This window comes from Endozoicomonas sp. ONNA2 (assembly GCF_024606365.1).
Lineage (GTDB): Bacteria > Pseudomonadota > Gammaproteobacteria > Pseudomonadales > Endozoicomonadaceae > Endozoicomonas.
The window spans coordinates 1-18224 of sequence record NZ_JAHHPO010000811.1; the positions used below are offsets into that span (position 1 = coordinate 1).

The window sequence follows — 18224 nt, forward strand, 5'->3', positions numbered from 1 at the left end:
AAAAATAACTTTCCCATTTTAAACTCAGTGTTCCTGATGATTGCGGTGGAGCATCCGAATATGTGGAAGTTATTTACAGACAATTCCCTACTGTCCGTTGTTGATGAATTATGAACCTCATCTCTATTTTAGTACTTTTATTCATCACCCTGTTTGTTGTGGTCAAACTGACGGAGCGCCATGGCCAACCGCTCACTGATGAGCAGCAAGGCAAGCTTGCCAAAATCGCCATGGTTTTAATTTTTGTCATGTTGGTTGCGGCACTGATCAAATCCCTGGTTTAAGTAGTTAACCAAATGAAATCATATTCTCGGACAGCCTCCTGGGCTCCGTTGCAACTTTGTCACATAGCTACGAATTCAGGTAATACCAACTTGGCCAGAAATTAACGATTCCATTTGGCCAACTACTTAACTTGCAACAACTCACCAATAAAGACCATTAATAGCAATGCAGGGCTGACCCAACGGATCAGGAGCTGCCAGGTTTTCAGGGATTTGCCCTGCATTCCTAACTGTTCAATCAGCACTTTTCTTTCCATGATATAGCCGCAAAAATAAAGCACCAGAAGCCCAACGACTGGCAGCATAAACTGGGTAGCAAAGGCGGTATAAAGGTCAAACAGCGTTTTGCCACCAATGGCAACCTGTTGCCATAAACTGAAAGAGAGGCCGGGTATTAGCCCAGCCAGAAAGATAATAACACCGGCACTTGTGGCTCCTGCTGCGCGAGAGCCTGAACACAGGCGACTCATCATCACCACCAGCGGTTCAGCCAGATTGACGGCTGATGTCCAAACCGCCATGACCAGAAGAAGAAAAAATAAGGGTAAAACCAACGAGCCAAAGGGCATTTGCGCCAGTGCAACTGGCAGTGCAATAAACATCAGCCCGGGACCTTCTGCCATTGAAAGCCCTTCACTGAACACCACGGCAAAGGTTGCCGTACCGACCATCACCGCCACCAGCACATCAAGCAAGGCGACCACCAATACCGCCTTGACCACCGACTGCCTCTCTGGCATGTAAGCCCCATAGGCCATCAAACAGCAAGCACCAATGGCCAGGGTGAAAAAAGCATGACCCATTGCCTCCAGCACCACACTGCCGCTGACTGCCTCAAACCGGAAGGCAAACAGGTAATCAAGCGCTGGCGCAAATCCACTGAACTGGCTGGCATATATCAGTAGAACCACCAGAATCAGATACATCATGGGCATCAGCCAGTTATTCAACTGCTCAATCCCTCTGGAAATGGTTCGACCGCTGATGGCCACGGTCATAAGAATGAACAGGCCGTGGTAGAAAATCACCTGTCGGGGCGATTCCAGCAGCTGTTGAAAATGTGTTGCTGTCATTTCAATGCTATTGGCTGAAAGTTCCCCCGTGAGCGACTGGAAAAAAAAATACAGCACCCAGCCGGACACCACACTGTAGAAAGAGAGAATCATTGTGGCCGCCAGCGTTCCCATCCAGGCCAGTTTGCTCCAGTGCCTGCTATGGCCAGCACTGACCGCCAGCTGCCGCAGGCTGCTGGCAGGTGAAGCACGCCCTGCCCGTCCAACAACAATCTCGGCGATCATTACCGGCAGCCCCAGCAGCAGGACAAACAAGATATACATCAGGAAAAACAGGCTGCCTCCATTTTCACCAGCTACATAAGGGAAACGCCAGATATTGCCCAAACCGATGGCAGCTCCGGCAATGGCAAAAATAAACGCACGATTGGAAGTAATTTTGTTTTCAGGTGGCATGGATTGTCCATTATCTACCGGTATGCTGATTGGTACTGACCAGATGGTCATTATCAGCATAGTCGCAAACGCATACTTAACTATTCATTATCATCTTATTAACATCGGATAAACACTGTGGGATTGCAACACACCCACGATGCTCGCCGTGAGAATGAATACCGCAGATCAAATATTGATTCAGAACGATAAACACCCTCTGTAGATGCGTCTATGATGGATGCTATGAAATAAAGTTCGTCAATCCGCGCATTACCAGAGGCATATATGAGTGACAGTGAAGTTTTTCATCTCGGCCTGAGCCGTGCGGGTCTCAATAATGCCAAACTGGCCATTGTTCCGGGGGACCCGGAACGGGTCGAACGCATTGCTGAACGGATGGATAACCCGAAAACGCTGGCCAGCCTCCGGGAATTCACCACATGGCGGGGAGAGCTGGAAGGTGAGTCTGTCGTGGTTTGTTCAACCGGTATCGGTGGACCGTCTACATCTATTGCCGTAGAAGAGCTGGCACAACTGGGCATCCGTACTTTTCTGCGAGTTGGCACCACAGGTGCCATTCAGCCCCATATCCATGTGGGCGATGTCATTATTACTACCGGTTCCGTTCGTCTGGACGGCGCCAGTCGGCATTTTGCGCCCATCAGCTACCCTGCCGTTGCCGACTTCCAGTGCACCCGTGCCCTGGTAGATGCCGCCGGGGACAGTGGGCTTGACTATCGAACAGGTATTACCGCCTCCAGCGACACCTTCTACCCCGGTCAGGAACGTTATGACACCTTCTCCCGGTGGGTCATAAAAGAGTTACAGGGCTCTATGGCACAGTGGCAATCGCTGGGCGTGCTTAACTATGAAATGGAGTCCGCAACCCTGCTGACCATGTGTGCTGCCATGGGACTCAAGGCCGGATGCGTTGCCGGGGTTATCGTCAACCGTACCTGCAATGAAACGCCGGATAATGAACAGCTGGCCAGTGTTGAGCCCAACGGGATCAACACCGTGATCGGGGCCGCAAGACGCCTCCTGGGAAGCACTGGCTGACTATTGAGCCAGACGCCCCTGTGAGGATTGTAAATGGGATAATGTTTACCTGAGGTTCTCTTGATACAGTCATTACCAATACCTTCACCCAGCGGTCCAGTGGATCGGTCCGGTGATAATGGTCAACCAACGGTCAGCTGGAAGCGCTGGGCAGTTCGTATGCTCCCGGTGGCCCCCATCATCGGGTTCGCAGCATTAGCCTATGGGGCGGTCTCTGCAGGATACCCCTTCACAGGATCAGTGCTGGGAGCCCTTGGCGTGGTCTCTGCCGACTGGGCTATTGTGGTCTATTTACAAAACAGTTTTACTTCTGCTCCTGCAACATGTTTCCGTGATATCGTTAATCCGGGTAAAACGCCCGGCAGATCTGATATCACATCCAACATTGTGTACAGCCAGGGGTTCGAAATAGTCGATGTTCCTGGCGATGGTAATTGCCTTTTCTCTGCTGCCCTTGTGCCCTGTGTGGAATATACGCAATGCTCGGGCCAGAATGCTCACACCTTGCGTCAACACGTGTATGAAGAAGCAATACAATGGCTTCAGGAATTTGACAACAATCATTCAAGTTTCGACGAAAACTGCCCGGATCCTGTGCAGGGAGACCTTTACTTCTATTTAACGGATGATTCCGACCACAATGGCTTGATCGGTATAGACGCCATCAAAGGTGATGGCGTATGGATGTATACAGTCATCGCCCCCCTGGTTGCCAGAGTATTGAAAAAGCCAGTTATTTTAGTAAATGACACGGGTACCATTATGAGTGGTGTTAATGCCAATGGTATCTACTTTCCCATCACTGACACTCAGCTGAAAAACTTTGATTTAAATGCGTTTGGCGATTTTATATTACTTGAAATGATTGACGATAATCACTTCAGAGGCTGTAAAAAGCGGACAGTCACTCCTGAAGATCAAGACGGTCATGGGGAGATTCCCGCGAATGTGTGCCCTTTTAAATAAAACCCTGAAGCATATCGTTTGCAACCCTCCCCCAGACCTGACTTAATGTCTGAACGAAAGCTTGCGTAGAATCAACACTCGCCAGCGGCAAACTATAGACCTTCTCCCGGTGGGTAATAACCTGCCGGTCCTGCCCTTCAAGAGACCAGGCCACGCTGATCCGCAACTGCCGCTTCACCACCGCTATGGACTGAACATCAATAAACGCCACTACTTCCGGCCATTTATCCCGAACCCATGGGCCTGAGCTTACCCAACTGGCGGAGTGAACCCTTTGGCGCAGATTTTGCACCATAGCCTGTGTCAGCAGATCTGGCAAGGGCTCCCCCCAATGATCGTTAGCCGAAGACTGTAAAAGAACACCGCCATTGCTCCAGGTAATATTTTTCTTATCCAGCCAACCGGCAACAGTCACCGGAAAAACTCCCAGTGTAGTGGGCGACAGCACTGTCTGCCCTTGTGAAACCGTGGCCGCTACCAGCGTATAATCCTGGCAGGCTGGATTATTGACCGCACAGCCCGACAGCAACATGATCAGGAAAGCCCCGATAGCAACAGCTCTGTGGCAGATAACAAGGTTGAATATTTGCAAGCTCACCGGGCATCTCCTGAGTGTCTGCCAAAGATAATTGAATCGGGTTGACGTTGCAGCAAACCAGCCAGATCGTCCACCGCTCTGGAAGCACGACTGATATCTTTGGCACTCTGCGTCAGCTGGTACACCAATGGCGCGTCAGGAGCCAGTGTCTCTTCGACTGCAGACATGGTCGCCTGAAGTTGCCGCATGGTCTCATTCAGCTGTTGTGTGGCTGCAGGCAGCTGGTTTTTCAGTAATGTGGTCACTTCCCCGGCATCCTGCGACATGGAGGCAAATTCGTTGCGAATGCCTGCCATGCTGGTGCTCATCTCATTGGACATGGCTTCCATACTGACAAATGCCTGATCAACATCATCGATCAGTTTATTCAGTCGACCATCACCGGTCAGTCTGGCCAGATTATCCAGAACTTCCGTTAAACTACTGGCCATTTCTGCCATATCAATGCTCTCAAACCGCTCAATAAACTCTTCCAGGTTATTGGGCACTGTGGGAATCTGTGGGTACTCGGTCGCCACAGGCTGCATTTGCGGCAGAGCGTCAAAGAAATCCACCTCGATATACAGCAAACCGGTCAATACACTCTGCAACCCAATCTGGGCACTGAGCCCCTGCTTCAGCAACTGTCCCAGCACATTATGGTCACTGCTTTTCCCCTGTTCACTAATGGCATCCGGGTACATGGCAATGGTGACATCATTCAAAACCTTCTGTTGATTGTGATACAGCTTGGTCTTGATGGTGACCACTTCACCAATTTTCACCCCTCGCAAAGTCACGGGAGCGCCAACATTCAGGCCTTTTATCGAGCTGTCAAACAGAACTTGATAATGCTGGACAACTTTCCGGGAAAAACCATTGGCATTAAGAAACAACACCAGGGCAACCGTCATGGTGATGATCAAGATGACAAACAGGCCGACGGACACTGACAAGGACTTTCTATACATGAATTTCTCTCAAAAAAGCACGCTCACTCACCTCTGGACAGGAACGCCTTGACCAAGTCGTGTTTACTGTGATTAAGCATATACCCGGGAGACCCGGTATCCAGCTGGGTCTTGCTGTTGGCATCAAGGTAAACCCCATTACTGCCAATGGCAAAAATACTGGCCAGCTCATGGGTGACAATCACCACCGTAGCGCCGGTTGAATCCCTTAACTGGAGAATCAGATCATCCAGCCGTCTGGCGCTGAGGGGATCGAGTCCAGCCGAAGGCTCATCAAAAAACAGGATATCCGGATCCAGGGCAATGGCCCTGGCCAGCCCGGCACGCTTACACATACCACCGCTGATCTGCGATGGGTAAAAGTCTTCAAAACCGGCCAACCCCACCAGTGCCAGTTTATAACGCACCATATCCCGGATATCTTTACTCGTCAGTGTCGTATACTGCACCAGTGGCAGGGCAACATTTTCGGCCAGTGTTTTATCACTGAACAACGCGCCCCCCTGATAAGTAACGCCCCAGCGTTTACGCATGGCCAACTGTTGCTCCGGAGATGCGGTAAAGTAACTCTGCCCACCAAACAGGATGTCACCCCCTGCCGGCTGGTAGAGCCCAATCATATGTTTCAGGAGTGTGCTCTTGCCACAGCCACTGCCCCCCATAATGACAAACACATCGCCTTTGCTGATTTGAAAATGCAAGTTGGACTGAATCAGATTGCTACCATAATTCATGGACAATCCCCGGGCTTCAATCACCACTGACTGAGGTTTTTGTCCCAACTGCCCCATGCTCAGATTCCCAGGTGATAAAAAAGGATATTCAGCCCCGCGTCGGCCACCACCAGATAAATAATGGCCGTCACTACCGCATTGGTGGTCGCCTGACCTACTGCTGCGGATGAGCGACCACAAGCCAGGCCCGCTCGACACCCGGCCATGGCAATCAAGAGGCCAAAGACAAAGCTTTTGACAACACCGGTCATGGTATCACCAAAAGAGATTGCATCCCTGAGCTGGTAAAGGTACATCAACCAGGTAATATCCATATTGGTAGCCACCAGCCCACCACCAAACATGCCCAGAATATTACTGTACAGGCAAAGCAACGGAATGGTCAGGATCAGAGCCAGCGTCCTTGGTACCACCAGATAATCCATGGGTTTTATGCCCAGCGTTGTTAATGCATCAATCTCTTCATTAACCTGCATGGTACCCAGCTGGGCGGCATAGGCGGCACCGGTGCGACCGGACATGATCACCGCCGTCATCAATGCGCCCATCTCACGCACCATGCCAACCCCCACCAGATTGGCAACATACACCTCTGCACCAAACTGTCGCAGCTGGACCATACCCAGGTACGCCAGAATCATCCCGATAAGGACACTTTGCAGCGTGATAATCGGCAAGGCAGAAGGACCTGATTGGTGGCAAAAGTTAATAATATCTGACCAGCGTGCGGATCCTTTTTGGGCAAACCAGCGGCACAGGGTCAGTGCCAGTTCGCCGGTAAAAGCCAGCAGCGCCATCGCCTCATCACCGAGACGGGCAAGCCGGTTGACCAGCTGATGGAACAGGGATGCGTGTCTCTCTGGTAGCGCCTTATTGGGAGGTACCGTATTGGCAAGATTGAACAGATCCCTGACATCCTCCGGCAAACCACTGAGATCAAACTGGCAATGGGTAGATTCAAGCATTCGCTGACAGGCCATCAGCCAGGCCAGCAGCCTTGAGTCCCAGAAAAAGTCATCACCAGCAGTAAAGACAACCGTCTTCAATCGGTCATCCAGCATGGCAGAAAGCTGTTCCGGGGCAGGCAAAACACCACTGACCGTCCAGCTACCTTGCACAGTGACCACAACATTTGAGTCAGACACTTTATGAAAGTTCAGTGTCGCCTGCTTCATGCTTATTAATGCCTTGAAAAAAGGGCCAATACTATCAGAAAAACTGGAGCACATGAAAAAGCCAGCACACAGCGGTTTTGGCAAGGAATTCATTGTACTTAAGTTCAATATGGCTGCAGCCCCTGGTAATCGCGAACATTGGATGGGATCACCAAACAGTTACGGTAAACATTGAGGAATTCTTACTGATAGTACTATTGTTATTTCTTTAGCTTCTGCGAAGGAGTGCAGGCAGGTTGCTTTCTACGTGTTGCGGGCCCTGGAGTGGAACCACGAAGCACAAGAAGAGCACAAATGCCCATGGCGCGTGAAAATATTTTGCGCCACTCTCAGAGATGAAAAATGGTTAAACAAAATATTTTTCACGGCAAAGAAGAGCTTTTCTTTTCCTTTGTGCTCTTCGTGGTTCAAAGCTTTTGCTTCTCGAATTAATAGATAGAGGCTTAATGTCTAACGCAGGAACCTCCTTACGGGAACCGCTGGCAACCAGCAATTCCCGACATATAGACGCAATTATATTTGGCTTAAAAAAATGAGAGCAAAGAAACCACAAACACTATATCGTTCTGTCCTGAATTCAAATCATCAATCAAACAGAACACAGATGTGATAAAATTCACCATGGGCATGGGTTGCTTCCTTCTTATTTTGATGACTGCTTATTCATAGCAGAAGAAGTGACAGCTGTGCCTTTTTATATCTGTTTCAAACCCAAGCATCGCAGTAAACTTTCTAAATTGGTATAAGCAATATCAACCAGGTAATACACATAATTATGGACCATACATCAAGAGTGATTCACCCACCCGGTATACCATACTCTCCCTCTCTCCCAGAAGCTGAACGTTCATTTTGGTTGGGACGGGAAATGGAGAGTATCGACCCAGGGCAAACAACATTATCCCCGATTACCACAGTATCAATGCTCACCCCCAACAAACCAGTGTGGACGCCAACCTCATCTCAGATAGAAAAAATGGCCTTTCACAACACGTTTGTGGCTCCTGACCACACTCTTGAGCTTGAAGATAATCCAATATGCAAAGCTGTGCTGCAAATATTGACAGGCAGAAAATATATTACCCAGTCAGATACAGATAAACCGCTAGACCCAAGCTCTTTAGGGGGAACTACCACAATAGAACATCCACACCCCCTTGATGCGGGTATGCCTGTCACACATGACTGTTCACTGGCAGAAACCAGCGCTTCATACAGATTACCAACATTACCCGAAAACCCCGAAAAACCCTTTTTCTACAACCCTGGAATTATAAGCAAGCTTAAAGCACTGAATGGGCGGAAGGTAACCGCCAAACTTGAATACGTCAACAGCAACCTTAGCGCCGGTGTTGCCAGTTTTTCGATCAAGGAGATTCCACACCCCATCCAGATATTATTCATAAAAGACGTCACCTCTAAAAGATTACCAGCATCAATACTTCAGAAAGATTACGTAATAACAGGTAAATTGGTATTCAATGATCATGAAATGAGTAAAAGAATCGCCACCATACCTCCCCGATTTCTTAAGGAAGCACCGATGAAATATATTGCCCAAAACTCAGTTTCTCTGGCACCAGGCAGTATAAGATTTATTAAAAAAGGGCCTAGAAAAGAACATTTAATGAATTTTTCCAACTTAACCAAATCTCAGCAAAGAGTTTTTAACACAATTACATCTCTATATAATCAACAACTCGATGCAGATGTTGTTAGCCTGAAAGGTAAACCAGAACTAAAAATCCCTCTTGAGGGGCAGGCATGTTTACATCTCAGCACTGGCCAATTACTTTTTATCCACTTCATCATCCCTGTTACAAAAATAGCCTCGGGAGTAGATTCATCCGTTTACCTGAAACGTGGTAACATTCGCGGCACATTAAGATACGATAAAGGATGGTTATTTTCCCAGATATTAAATAATTCAATATTACTTCACTCATCCCCCCCCAAAAAACTTCGAGATATAAACAGAATTTATTTTCTTTCAAATAGCATATCATTATCTTTTCGAGACAAAACCACCTCCAACGAGTAGTTAACCACATGAAATCATATTTCTGACCAAGTTGTCAGTCACTCTGCTCCGTTGCAACTCCGGGAACCGTGAAACGTCCTATGATACGCCTTTTTTTTGAACCACAAAGACACAGAGACACAAAGATAAGATTTCTTTTTTCTTCCTTTGTGCCTTTGTGGTGCAAGTCTTTTAAGGGAGAGCGCAAAGTGACCCTGTAATTTACGATTCAATTTGCTCCTTCAATGAGTCATGTCTATGTTTACGACAGTAGTCATTTAATGCATTCGGAGTTTCAGCCAAAGGATCTGGCCCTTCGTCTGATCCAGCAGGCCATTTCGGCTAAAGGTTATCTCCATACTATTAACCAGTGCGTTATATTGTATCTGGCCGTAAAAAGTCTGCCCTGTTGTGAGGCGCAGTCTGATGACTCCGCTGCTTCTGGCAACGCTTCTCAGGAATTGTCTTTTAATAAGTTCAGGATTTCCGTTCACCCTGAGCTTGTCGAAGGGGCGTGCCACCGAACTTCGACAAGCTCAGTCCAGTCAGGCAATGAAAAAATAGGGAAGTTATTTCCAGACAACTCCTTACCACTGGTATCAGGCCTATCAACAAGGGTTCAGGGGCAGGGCATTAGCCATGCATCCGTTTAACCGGATCAAAAAGACCCTGTGCTGCCATGCAACTGCTACTGTTAATCGGGCAAATATTCTGGAGCTGATCGCTCAAGGATGCGGATACTGGTATTGAATAAACCAATCGCGAAGAGGTACCTAACGTGGCAATGATTAAACTATTGAGCTACCTGCTACCGTTTATCGTTACCATCAGCCATGAGCTGTCCGCAGACGGCAATCCCACTGATATTGACAGCATCAACACCTTTTACGGGACAATATCCCTTGGGGCAATGAACCACGATCAATCCCTGCTGCTTTCTTCCCTGCTGATCCACCCGGCAATAAACCGGCTGAAATATATTAACCAGTATGGCCCCATACAGATGGTGGACTCACAGGGCAATAACAATGAACCTTACTGCCGCCATGATCATTCCCTGGGTGTCTTCTATTTGCTCAACCGCTTCTGCGCCCCCTTTCCGGAACAGATCAGCGGCCTGCTCCATGACCTGTCCCACAGCACCTTCAGCCATGTGTCTGACTACCTGTTTTCTGACAATTCAGCAGGCAACCCGGACTATCATGATTCACAGTTCATCCACGTTGTGAACAGGCATAACATTACCCCAATCCTGAACAGGCACCACCTGTCGCCTGAAATCATAGACCCTAAAAATAACCCCTCGTTTTCCCGGCTGGAACGGCCACTGCCGGATCTGGCCGCTGACCGGCTTGATTATATTGTGCAGGGCGCTGCCAGGCGAAAACAGCTCACCGAACAACAGGTAGATACTATCCTGGCAGACCTGTTCTTTGACCCGCTATCAGAACACTGGTATTTCCGAAGCCTCGAATCCGCGCGGCTGAGTGCCAATGCCAGTATTGAACTGAACCGGCATATTTTTGCTACCGCCTGGGGGCGGGTTCTCTATCTCTGGACAGCCGATGCCCTGAAACAGCTACTTATGGCAGGAGAACTCCAGATTGAAGATCTGTTTTTTACCATGGGTGACGATAAGGTCTGGCAGAAAATACACCAAAGCACTTTGCCCGGAGTCAAGACATTAGCGGCACAAATGCTGACAGCCTGGCATAACGTGCATGAGGTCACCCATCCGGAGGCAAATACCATCACCTTTGAAAATGTCCGTTGTCGTATTGTTGACCCGAGGTTGGCAACCAGCCATTCCGGAAATTTGGTAACCCACTGGCTGCGACTGTCCGATATCGACCCGGCATTCAGGGATCGCTATCTGACCGAACTCAAGCGATGCCAGCTTTTTTATGCCAAAATTGAACCGCAATAAAGATTTACGACAATTAGGGTTTACGACAATAAAGATTTACCAGAATGTCGCTCATTCAATCGCCTTCTGCTCAGTGACTTCCGAGAACTGCCTGCCCAGCGACCGGGCAGATGCAATCCAGACTACAAAAAAACAGAGCACAATCACCGCAACGTAGGGTGCAATGGCAGACAACGACCCCAGCATCACCATCAATATCTGCTGTACCAGTGAGCCCGTGGATTTCCCGGTGGGATTACCAATAATATCCACTGCCGCCTTGCCCTTGACCTTCTGTTCCGGCGTCAGGGGGATATAACTCATCTCCTTGGTGGGGTCGAACAAGGCGTATTTGGTGGATTTACTGAGAATATTCTGTATTGCCCCCAAAATAACCGTCAGCATTAACGGGGCAATCCCCAAAGAAAGTATCAGGCTTTCAGGCAACCAGTCGCGAAACAGGACAAAAGAGAAAAACAGGGCCCCGGTGATCAACAATATGACCGGCGTACAAAGTGCTGCGAATGTCCAGCCAAAATACCGGATGACATTATTGGTAAGGAACAACATCATAAAAATCGTCACCAGCCCGGTGCAGGTTGAAAACAGCCCCATAAACTGATTGTAATTATTTGGGTCCGGAAACTGCATGCGCAGCTGATTTTTCCAGGTAACCTCCACCATATTGATGCACACCCCGTAGCTGATCACCAGCAGGGCAATGCAAAGCAGGTATCGCGAGTGCATAATCATTTTGAAGCTTTCGCGCAGGGAAAGACTCAATTTTTCATTGGCGGGCTCATGGGCATCAAGCTGATGGTATAAGCCGGGATCCCTCAGCACGTAACGATTCATCCACCAGTAAATCAAAATAATCAACAGCCCGCCCAGCGTCAGAACCCCGGTCATCAGATTCAGGGTATAGCCCCAGCGATCCACACCCTCTGGCAGGTTCTCCCGGACTCCGGAGGCAATGTAGACAAAAAAACCTGCGGTGGGAAGGGCGAGATTTCCCATCATGCCAAACAGGGCATAAAACCGCTTCGACTCGGCAATGGTATTGATATGGTTGGCAAATCCCCAGAACAGCACGGACAGGCAAACACTGCCCCACAACTCAGACATGACATAAAACAGGGAGAAGGTCCAGTTACGCAGCACCGCAATAAGCCCCTTGAACCCCGGGGGTAAAACACTTTGCAGGTAATCCGAGGTGGCATGAAAATGCAGGGTATCCCGGCTGGGGTAGAGCCATAGTGCAAAAAAAACAAAGAACAGGATAAATGTGGTAATCACCAGATAGAAAAGTGTATTCCTCCTGACCAGGTTACTCATTCGGGAGTAAATCAGGGTAAACACGATAGCAAAGGGCACATTCACCCAGAGCTTCAGAAATGGAATAATCTCGGCACCGGAACCGGCCCCGGTGACCACCAGGGTATCTTTGGTATTCCTGAGAATCGTATAGTTAAAAAGAATCAGGTAGAACATCAAAATCATGGGGATAAGCTTTTTCAGTTCATGGCTGTGAACCGGCCAGAACCGTTCCCGCCATTTGCCAAACTCAGGATCAGAATTCATTCAGAAGCCTCCAAAACAAATACCGTCTACCCTTTATACGGCCTGACAGAAGCCGCAGATACAAGGTAGCTGGCCATATGGAATCAAAAATTTCTGGCTACCCGGGCTGGGAATATGTGAGGCACAACGAAGGGAGCATAGCCTTGGCTATGTGACCGGTGTTGTAACGAAGCACGACTGCATGAACGCAGGAGCAGTTGCCGAGAGTACCAGCACAAGGAGTCAAAAATATATGATTTCATAGGGTTAGCTACTTACGGAAGTCCACTATCAGACCATCACTGGAGAGCATGGACTCCCTGACCTCTGTTCAACCCTGAAAGAGCAACAGAAAATAATCGTTATTTCAATCAATTACCAGCGTTAAAAAAACAAAATAAGCAAATTTCATAAGTCATTTCATTTGAACAAACAAATCATCACACACAAATTCAGGAGAAAAAACTCCAGACACATCATCCTTCACTCTCTTTAAAACTCAGAACATAAATAACAAATATTTATCACCAAAAGGCTTATTACAGCCTATTTTAAGTGATTAGATGTTTAACAATCCGGTTTCTTGTGTCAATGAAAACAGGTTATTGCTCCTACCGTATTCTTTTGATGTTGTTACGCCTCTGCCTGGTCAGTTTGCTGCTATGTGCCGGTTCAGACCTCTTGGCAGCAGCGCATCAGTCTGAAACTGGCTGGCAGAAGCAAGCACAGCAAAACAACAACGGGCAGATCAGTGGCCTGGTGAACACACTGAAAACCGCTGTGGCCTGGGGCCTGGTGCCATTAAGTTCGGAAATCGCCCTGAACATCGGCAAAAATTATTTAAAAAAGAATGATTATACCTTTCTTCAAATCTTGCTGAACATCCACGGCAGTAATATCCGACGGTCAACCAGTCAACATCTGAGCGATAATCTCAGCGCCCGGCTGGAAAGCTTCAGTTACAAGGCACTGTCGGACGAACACCTGAAAAAGCAGACCGATGATCTGCAAACCGATCTTCTGCTCCGTTCCCTGTTCACCTTTTCCATTCTCAGCATGAATGCCCAGAAAGCGCGAAAAACCTGGTTCCGCCTGCAGGACATTCTTGACAACATCGCCTCCACCGCCAGACTCTCCCTGACAGAAGGTGATCATGACCGGGCCAGCGCCATGATCGCCCTGGCCGCCCAGACCATGGTTTACCTTCACCCCGAAACCAGAGCCAGTGACGGGGCTGACAGCATCCGTACCCATTTCAATCGCCACATTGACTGGTCCGACTTTCCGGAATTTCGCACCCACATCCAGCGTCATTTGCAGACCATGGACCCTCTGGTGCGACGCTCAACGTTGATTAACCTGCGCTACTGCGGTCTTCTGAACCAGTGGCAGATCAGTAATCAGGATTGCAGCGTGTTTGAACACGGGGCCATCGCGGAGCTGGAGGGCCTGGCCATGATGTCCGAAAAGAACACGAAGCCCGGGGTCATCCAGTCCGTCCTCAAGGGGGTTCCGGAGCAATACATCAGAAACTCCATTTTCATTCTGGGGGTCTCTGTCCCGGCGGTATTGCTCCATCTGCTGGACAAAAAGAAGTCGCCGGTGATCTACACCCTGGTTGACCATTTTGCCAAAGTCACCGGTTTGGCAACCACCAAGGCAACCATTGAACAGTTTTCCTCCAATACCCGCCGCAACCTGGAAAACTGGGGTGCCATTGACACCGGCAAAGGGAGTTCGACCTCGCCCACCGGGGAATTTTCCAACCACTACTTTAATACCCTGCAAAAAAATGCCAACGCCATTCTGGCGGAACAGCCCAACTTTGCCCGCTCTAATGCCCAGCGTGCCCTGGAGGCCCTGGTGGTCAACCTGGTAGAAGCCTTTAACCTGCAAAGGATCAATGATGACCAGGCCAGTGCTGACCTGCTGGCCGCAGCACTGGTTCAAAATTACCGGGAAAACGTTGAAGTCACCCACAATGACAGCCTGATCCGTTCAACCCTGCTGGCCTTTCGGCCACTGCATGATCAGGCACTGATCCCCGGGGTACTGGCAGCCTTGGCCGTACTGGAACCTGAATACAAGACAAATTCAAAGGTGAGGCAGTGGTATCAGCAAGAGTTGAACGCGTGGTACCGGCTGTCGTCGCCGGATGGCTCGGACCTGCCTGAATTCCCCGACATACCATGGATCAGCCAGATTCCCCTGCAAGGGAAACCACAGCCACGAAACCGGGATGGATCCTGGTATCAGAACTACCTTCCGGACAAGGAAACCGTATCCACCATGACCATCCATGGGACTGCCCTGGGCTATTCAATACTGCTCGCCATCCTGCAACCCCTGACTCTCGATCGGTTACTGACGGGCAACCCTCCTCCCTACTGGAATCTGGCGTCTTTCTACCTGTTGACCTCCATGTTCGAGTTTGGCCTGCGCTCCCTGGGCGAACCGGCCATTGTACACCTGCAAACGGTGATCAAAAACGGGATTGGCAGTACCACAGGGCTGCTGTCGCCGGAGGACAAACAGATCCAGGACGAACTGGCAAGCAAAGTCAGTACCATCAACCGCAAGCTCAGTATTGAAGCCCAGACCAGCCGCTCATACCGTGCCACACTGGAAGGCCTGCTCACCCGTTACTGGAGCCTCACCAGTCATCTGCTGGCTCACCCGGAACATTACCCGCAGTCCCATGCGGCTGCCCTGGTGGCGCTGGCGGCCTATACCCAGCGCTATTTTCACGCCGAGTTTACTGAAGACAACCTGGTGATCAAAACCCTGGCAATAGCAAGACTGAAGCCTGGCTTTGAGACACTCAGGGAGCAGGGAGAACTGCAAAACTTCACCCGGCAGGTATTTGCCGCCCTGAAAGCCCTGGATCCTGCGTTTGCCAAACAGAACATTCGCAATATTTACCGGCACATGCTCAAAGGCTGGGGCCTTAAACATGACCTGCAGACCACAGCCGAATCACAAGATGTGCTGGATACCTGGGCATCCTATGGTGATTACCTGCTGGCGGCAGTGGGATTCTCAACCCAGGCCATGGTAAAAGCACTGGTCCATGACCAAAACACAGTGGATGTGATCAGCCGGTCCCTGGCGCATTTTTTTGTCAATATTTTTGAATACGGCACTACTGATTCTTTAAGAAAGAAGATCTACGCCTGGTCCCGGCTGAAAATGCTCAATGTGGTCTCCTGCTACCCGGAGGAAGAAATGATCGGGGTCAATTTTGCCAACCAGGAAATGACCAACTCCTTTCGCCGCCAGAAATTCTATTTTGGCAAACCGGAACTGGATATGCGCACGCAACTGATCCAGATTATCACATCTATCGCCAACAGTTATTATCAGGCAATCATCCAGATCGACGCTGACCGCCAGAGTGATGATGTGATCGATCAGGAAACGCTGGATAATGTGGAAAACCTGGTGACTCTCAGTGTTCTCCGGCTGGTTCTGTTTGCACCGGATCTGGCAGCCGATGACCTGTATATCCTGCAATCCATCAGCATACTTTCCCTCCCCATCAGGGATCAACTGCTGACCATGCGGGAGCCAATCATTGCCAAAATAACAGCAGCCCTGGATGCACTGAAGATTGACGACAAAAGCCTGATAGAAGACTGTCTGAATAAAGCCCTGTTGATGATCGATCACTGGCTGCAGCCGCCTCAACAGCGCACCTTCTCGGAAATCGGACTTGAATAACGGCCTTTTTAGCCACTGAGTCTCTGCGACAAAACGTTTGGTTACCCGGTTCTGTGAGGCTGTCCGGGAATAGCGCCCGACCGGGCGTCCCCTACTTAAAGAATGGTTCATCCAATGTTCACGAGCAATCTCTATACCGAATCAACTCTCAGCCCTGCCATTACAAGGCATAGCCTGAATGGCCTGCCTATTCTGAAAATTCAGAGTCCAAAGTGCGAGGCGGCCATATCCCTCCAGGGCGGCCATCTGCTGCAGTTCAAACCGGCCGGGCAGCAGGACGTTATCTGGCTCAGTAAAAAAGCAATATTCTCCCCGGGCAAAGCGATACGTGGCGGCGTTCCAGTGTGCTGGCCCTGGTTTGGCCCGGTGAGCACGCCTGGGTTTGCCCGAATCAGCGCCTGGCAGTTGCTGGATCACGGGGAACATGAGCAGGCGGTGACCATTCGTCTGAAGCTCAATGCCTGCGAACAGACCCGGGAGATCTGGCCCCATGATTTCAGTGCTGTTCTCACCTTTACTCTGGGAGAAACCCTGAGCATAGATCTGGAAATGATCAACACCGATGAACACCCCTGGCAATGGAGTGGTGCACTGCACAGCTACTTCAATATTGCCGAAGCCACCGAAACCTGGATTACCGGTGCTGGTACTTCCTACCTTGATAGCCTGCAAAATGATCTGCCCTGCGAAACCGCTGAAGCCCTGATCATCAATCAGCCCATTGACCGGATTTACACCGCCCCGGATGACAACATCGCCATCCATGATCAGGGTAATCAGCGCATTATCCAGGTTGTTAATAACGGGCATAACTCGGCTGTTATCTGGAACCCATGGAAAGAGCTGAGCAGAAGTATGGGGGATATGAGCGACGATGGTTATGAGACAATGGTTTGCGTTGAAGCCACCCGCTATGGGAAGGATCTGGCATCCGGTGTACTGTTGAAGCCCGGTGAAAAAAATATATTGAGTACGCAGATCAGTGTTACTGCTGAAAAATAACCGACACAGCGTACATTCCTGAGTAGTTGGTCAAATGAAATCGCATTTTCTGGCTAACTGGCCTTTTACTATACAAGGCGCAACGCGGCAAGCATAGCTGTAGCTATGTGGACGGAGTTGCAACACCGCAGAGTGAATGACCATTTAGTCAGGAAATATGATTTCATTTGGTTAACTACTTACAGAACCGCCCACATTCTCAGGCTTCGCCTGTCGCCAGAAAGACCTGAAACCAGCTTTTGCTGGAATCGAAAAATATCACGTGGAACTTAACGGAAAAGTAAATGTCGAATTCTTTATTGATTGATCAGGGAAAATCGGAGCAAGAAGATATGCACGGTACCACGCCACCCAACAGTCGAAATAATCAGTCATCCCCTTATCAACTCCCGACTGACAATTGCCCTATTTGTCTTGCAGCTTTTGCCGGAAGCCAAGTCAGGGTTACCGAACCGTGCAACCATATGTTTCACGCAACCTGCCTGACAGCCTGGCTATCGCGTGAAACAACCTGCCCCTATTGCAGAGCCAGTCTCGAGACCAGGGGAGTAAATCAACGCTCGACCGGCCACAGCAGAGTAGATCAACCCCCGGCTGATGGCCTTTGCGTTATGTGCTGCGACATTTTTTCCAGGCGCGAAGTCAGCGTTATCAATCGATGCAACCATATGTTTCACAGAAGCTGCCTGTTGGATTGGTTATTGATTAGCACATTCTGTCCTTTATGCCATACCAGTCTCGAAGGGTAACTATTCGTTGAAACCATATTGACCCTTGATTTCCAAGGGCTACAAGCACC

The 18224-nt window shown here is 49.3% G+C and carries 15 protein-coding genes; 9 read left to right on the forward strand and 6 right to left on the reverse strand.

All coding sequences use genetic code 11. From position 1 onward, the window contains the following. Nucleotides 1-110: 110 nt before the first annotated feature. Entirely contained in the window at nt 111-284 is a 174-nt protein-coding gene (locus KDK14_RS14360) for a hypothetical protein (RefSeq protein ID WP_257265859.1), read from the forward strand. A gap of 122 nt (nt 285-406) precedes the next feature. Here the strand turns inward: KDK14_RS14360 and KDK14_RS14365 are convergent, their stop codons facing one another. Further along, nucleotides 407-1753 carry a sodium-dependent transporter gene (locus tag KDK14_RS14365; protein ID WP_257265860.1) on the reverse strand — a complete coding sequence of 449 codons (1347 nt, stop codon included), beginning with the start codon at nt 1751-1753 and terminating at the stop codon, nt 407-409. Nucleotides 1754-2020: 267 nt separating this feature from the next. Here KDK14_RS14365 and udp point away from each other — a divergent pair, with 267 nt between their 5' ends. Further along, nucleotides 2021-2794 (forward strand): uridine phosphorylase, encoded by a 774-nt coding sequence (gene udp, locus KDK14_RS14370; RefSeq protein WP_257265861.1) that lies wholly within the window; start codon nt 2021-2023, stop codon nt 2792-2794. 99 nt (nt 2795-2893) lie between these two features. Beyond that, entirely contained in the window at nt 2894-3760 is an 867-nt protein-coding gene (locus tag KDK14_RS14375; protein WP_257265862.1) for a hypothetical protein, read from the forward strand. Here the strand turns inward: KDK14_RS14375 and KDK14_RS14380 are convergent. Genes KDK14_RS14380 through KDK14_RS14395 form a run of 4 tightly spaced genes read right to left on the reverse strand, consistent with a single transcriptional unit; the run spans nt 3753 to nt 7217 of the window. Next, on the reverse strand, nt 3753-4358 hold the full coding sequence (locus KDK14_RS14380; RefSeq protein WP_257265863.1) for a PqiC family protein: 606 nt from the start codon (nt 4356-4358) through the stop codon (nt 3753-3755). The genes KDK14_RS14375 and KDK14_RS14380 overlap by 8 nt on opposite strands. After that, nucleotides 4355-5308 carry an MlaD family protein gene (locus KDK14_RS14385; protein WP_257265864.1) on the reverse strand — a complete coding sequence of 318 codons (954 nt, stop codon included), beginning with the start codon at nt 5306-5308 and terminating at the stop codon, nt 4355-4357. Before KDK14_RS14385 ends, KDK14_RS14380 begins: the two co-directional genes overlap by 4 nt. Before the next feature lie 23 nt (nt 5309-5331). Next, a complete protein-coding gene (locus KDK14_RS14390; RefSeq protein WP_257265865.1) occupies nt 5332-6099 on the reverse strand; it encodes an ABC transporter ATP-binding protein in 768 nt (255 codons plus the stop codon). A 2-nt stretch (nt 6100-6101) separates the two neighbouring features. Beyond that, complete coding sequence (locus KDK14_RS14395) at nt 6102-7217, reverse strand: ABC transporter permease (protein WP_257265866.1); 1116 nt, start codon at nt 7215-7217, stop codon at nt 6102-6104. A 775-nt stretch (nt 7218-7992) separates the two neighbouring features. Here KDK14_RS14395 and KDK14_RS14400 point away from each other — a divergent pair. From KDK14_RS14400 to KDK14_RS14410, 3 genes are all read left to right on the forward strand, one after another. Further along, nucleotides 7993-9258, forward strand: coding sequence for a hypothetical protein (locus KDK14_RS14400; RefSeq protein WP_257265867.1), 1266 nt, complete (start codon nt 7993-7995; stop codon nt 9256-9258). Between the two features lie 260 nt (nt 9259-9518). Next, nucleotides 9519-9890: a hypothetical protein gene (locus KDK14_RS14405; RefSeq protein ID WP_257265868.1), complete on the forward strand. Its 372-nt coding sequence runs from the start codon at nt 9519-9521 to the stop codon at nt 9888-9890. A 125-nt stretch (nt 9891-10015) separates the two neighbouring features. Continuing rightward, entirely contained in the window at nt 10016-11164 is a 1149-nt protein-coding gene (locus KDK14_RS14410; RefSeq protein WP_257265869.1) for a hypothetical protein, read from the forward strand. 51 nt (nt 11165-11215) lie between these two features. Here the strand turns inward: KDK14_RS14410 and KDK14_RS14415 are convergent, their stop codons facing one another. After that, nucleotides 11216-12724 (reverse strand): NTP/NDP exchange transporter, encoded by a 1509-nt coding sequence (locus tag KDK14_RS14415; RefSeq protein ID WP_257265870.1) that lies wholly within the window; start codon nt 12722-12724, stop codon nt 11216-11218. 570 nt (nt 12725-13294) lie between these two features. Here KDK14_RS14415 and KDK14_RS14420 point away from each other — a divergent pair. The 3 genes from KDK14_RS14420 to KDK14_RS21795 all read left to right on the forward strand — a co-directional run bounded on the left by KDK14_RS14420 (nt 13295) and on the right by KDK14_RS21795 (nt 18174). Beyond that, on the forward strand, nt 13295-16423 hold the full coding sequence (locus tag KDK14_RS14420; RefSeq protein ID WP_257265871.1) for a hypothetical protein: 3129 nt from the start codon (nt 13295-13297) through the stop codon (nt 16421-16423). A 114-nt stretch (nt 16424-16537) separates the two neighbouring features. Further along, entirely contained in the window at nt 16538-17425 is an 888-nt protein-coding gene (locus KDK14_RS14425) for a D-hexose-6-phosphate mutarotase (RefSeq protein ID WP_257265872.1), read from the forward strand. Nucleotides 17426-17757: 332 nt separating this feature from the next. After that, on the forward strand, nt 17758-18174 hold the full coding sequence (locus tag KDK14_RS21795; RefSeq protein WP_373691086.1) for an RING finger domain-containing protein: 417 nt from the start codon (nt 17758-17760) through the stop codon (nt 18172-18174). Nucleotides 18175-18224: the final 50 nt, after the last annotated feature.

Excerpts from the sequence above, each read along its gene's own strand:
- KDK14_RS14360 (WP_257265859.1), top strand. The coding sequence starts at position 111 with ATGAACCTCATCTCTATTTTAGTACTTTTATTCATCACCCTGTTTGTT.
- KDK14_RS14365 (WP_257265860.1), bottom strand. The coding sequence starts at position 1,753 with ATGCCACCTGAAAACAAAATTACTTCCAATCGTGCGTTTATTTTTGCC.
- udp (WP_257265861.1), top strand. The coding sequence starts at position 2,021 with ATGAGTGACAGTGAAGTTTTTCATCTCGGCCTGAGCCGTGCGGGTCTC.
- KDK14_RS14385 (WP_257265864.1), bottom strand. The coding sequence starts at position 5,308 with ATGTATAGAAAGTCCTTGTCAGTGTCCGTCGGCCTGTTTGTCATCTTG.
- KDK14_RS14390 (WP_257265865.1), bottom strand. The coding sequence starts at position 6,099 with ATGGGGCAGTTGGGACAAAAACCTCAGTCAGTGGTGATTGAAGCCCGG.
- KDK14_RS14395 (WP_257265866.1), bottom strand. The coding sequence starts at position 7,217 with ATGAAGCAGGCGACACTGAACTTTCATAAAGTGTCTGACTCAAATGTT.
- KDK14_RS14400 (WP_257265867.1), top strand. The coding sequence starts at position 7,993 with ATGGACCATACATCAAGAGTGATTCACCCACCCGGTATACCATACTCT.
- KDK14_RS14405 (WP_257265868.1), top strand. The coding sequence starts at position 9,519 with ATGCATTCGGAGTTTCAGCCAAAGGATCTGGCCCTTCGTCTGATCCAG.
- KDK14_RS14415 (WP_257265870.1), bottom strand. The coding sequence starts at position 12,724 with ATGAATTCTGATCCTGAGTTTGGCAAATGGCGGGAACGGTTCTGGCCG.
- KDK14_RS14420 (WP_257265871.1), top strand. The coding sequence starts at position 13,295 with ATGAAAACAGGTTATTGCTCCTACCGTATTCTTTTGATGTTGTTACGC.
- KDK14_RS14425 (WP_257265872.1), top strand. The coding sequence starts at position 16,538 with ATGTTCACGAGCAATCTCTATACCGAATCAACTCTCAGCCCTGCCATT.
- KDK14_RS21795 (WP_373691086.1), top strand. The coding sequence starts at position 17,758 with ATGCACGGTACCACGCCACCCAACAGTCGAAATAATCAGTCATCCCCT.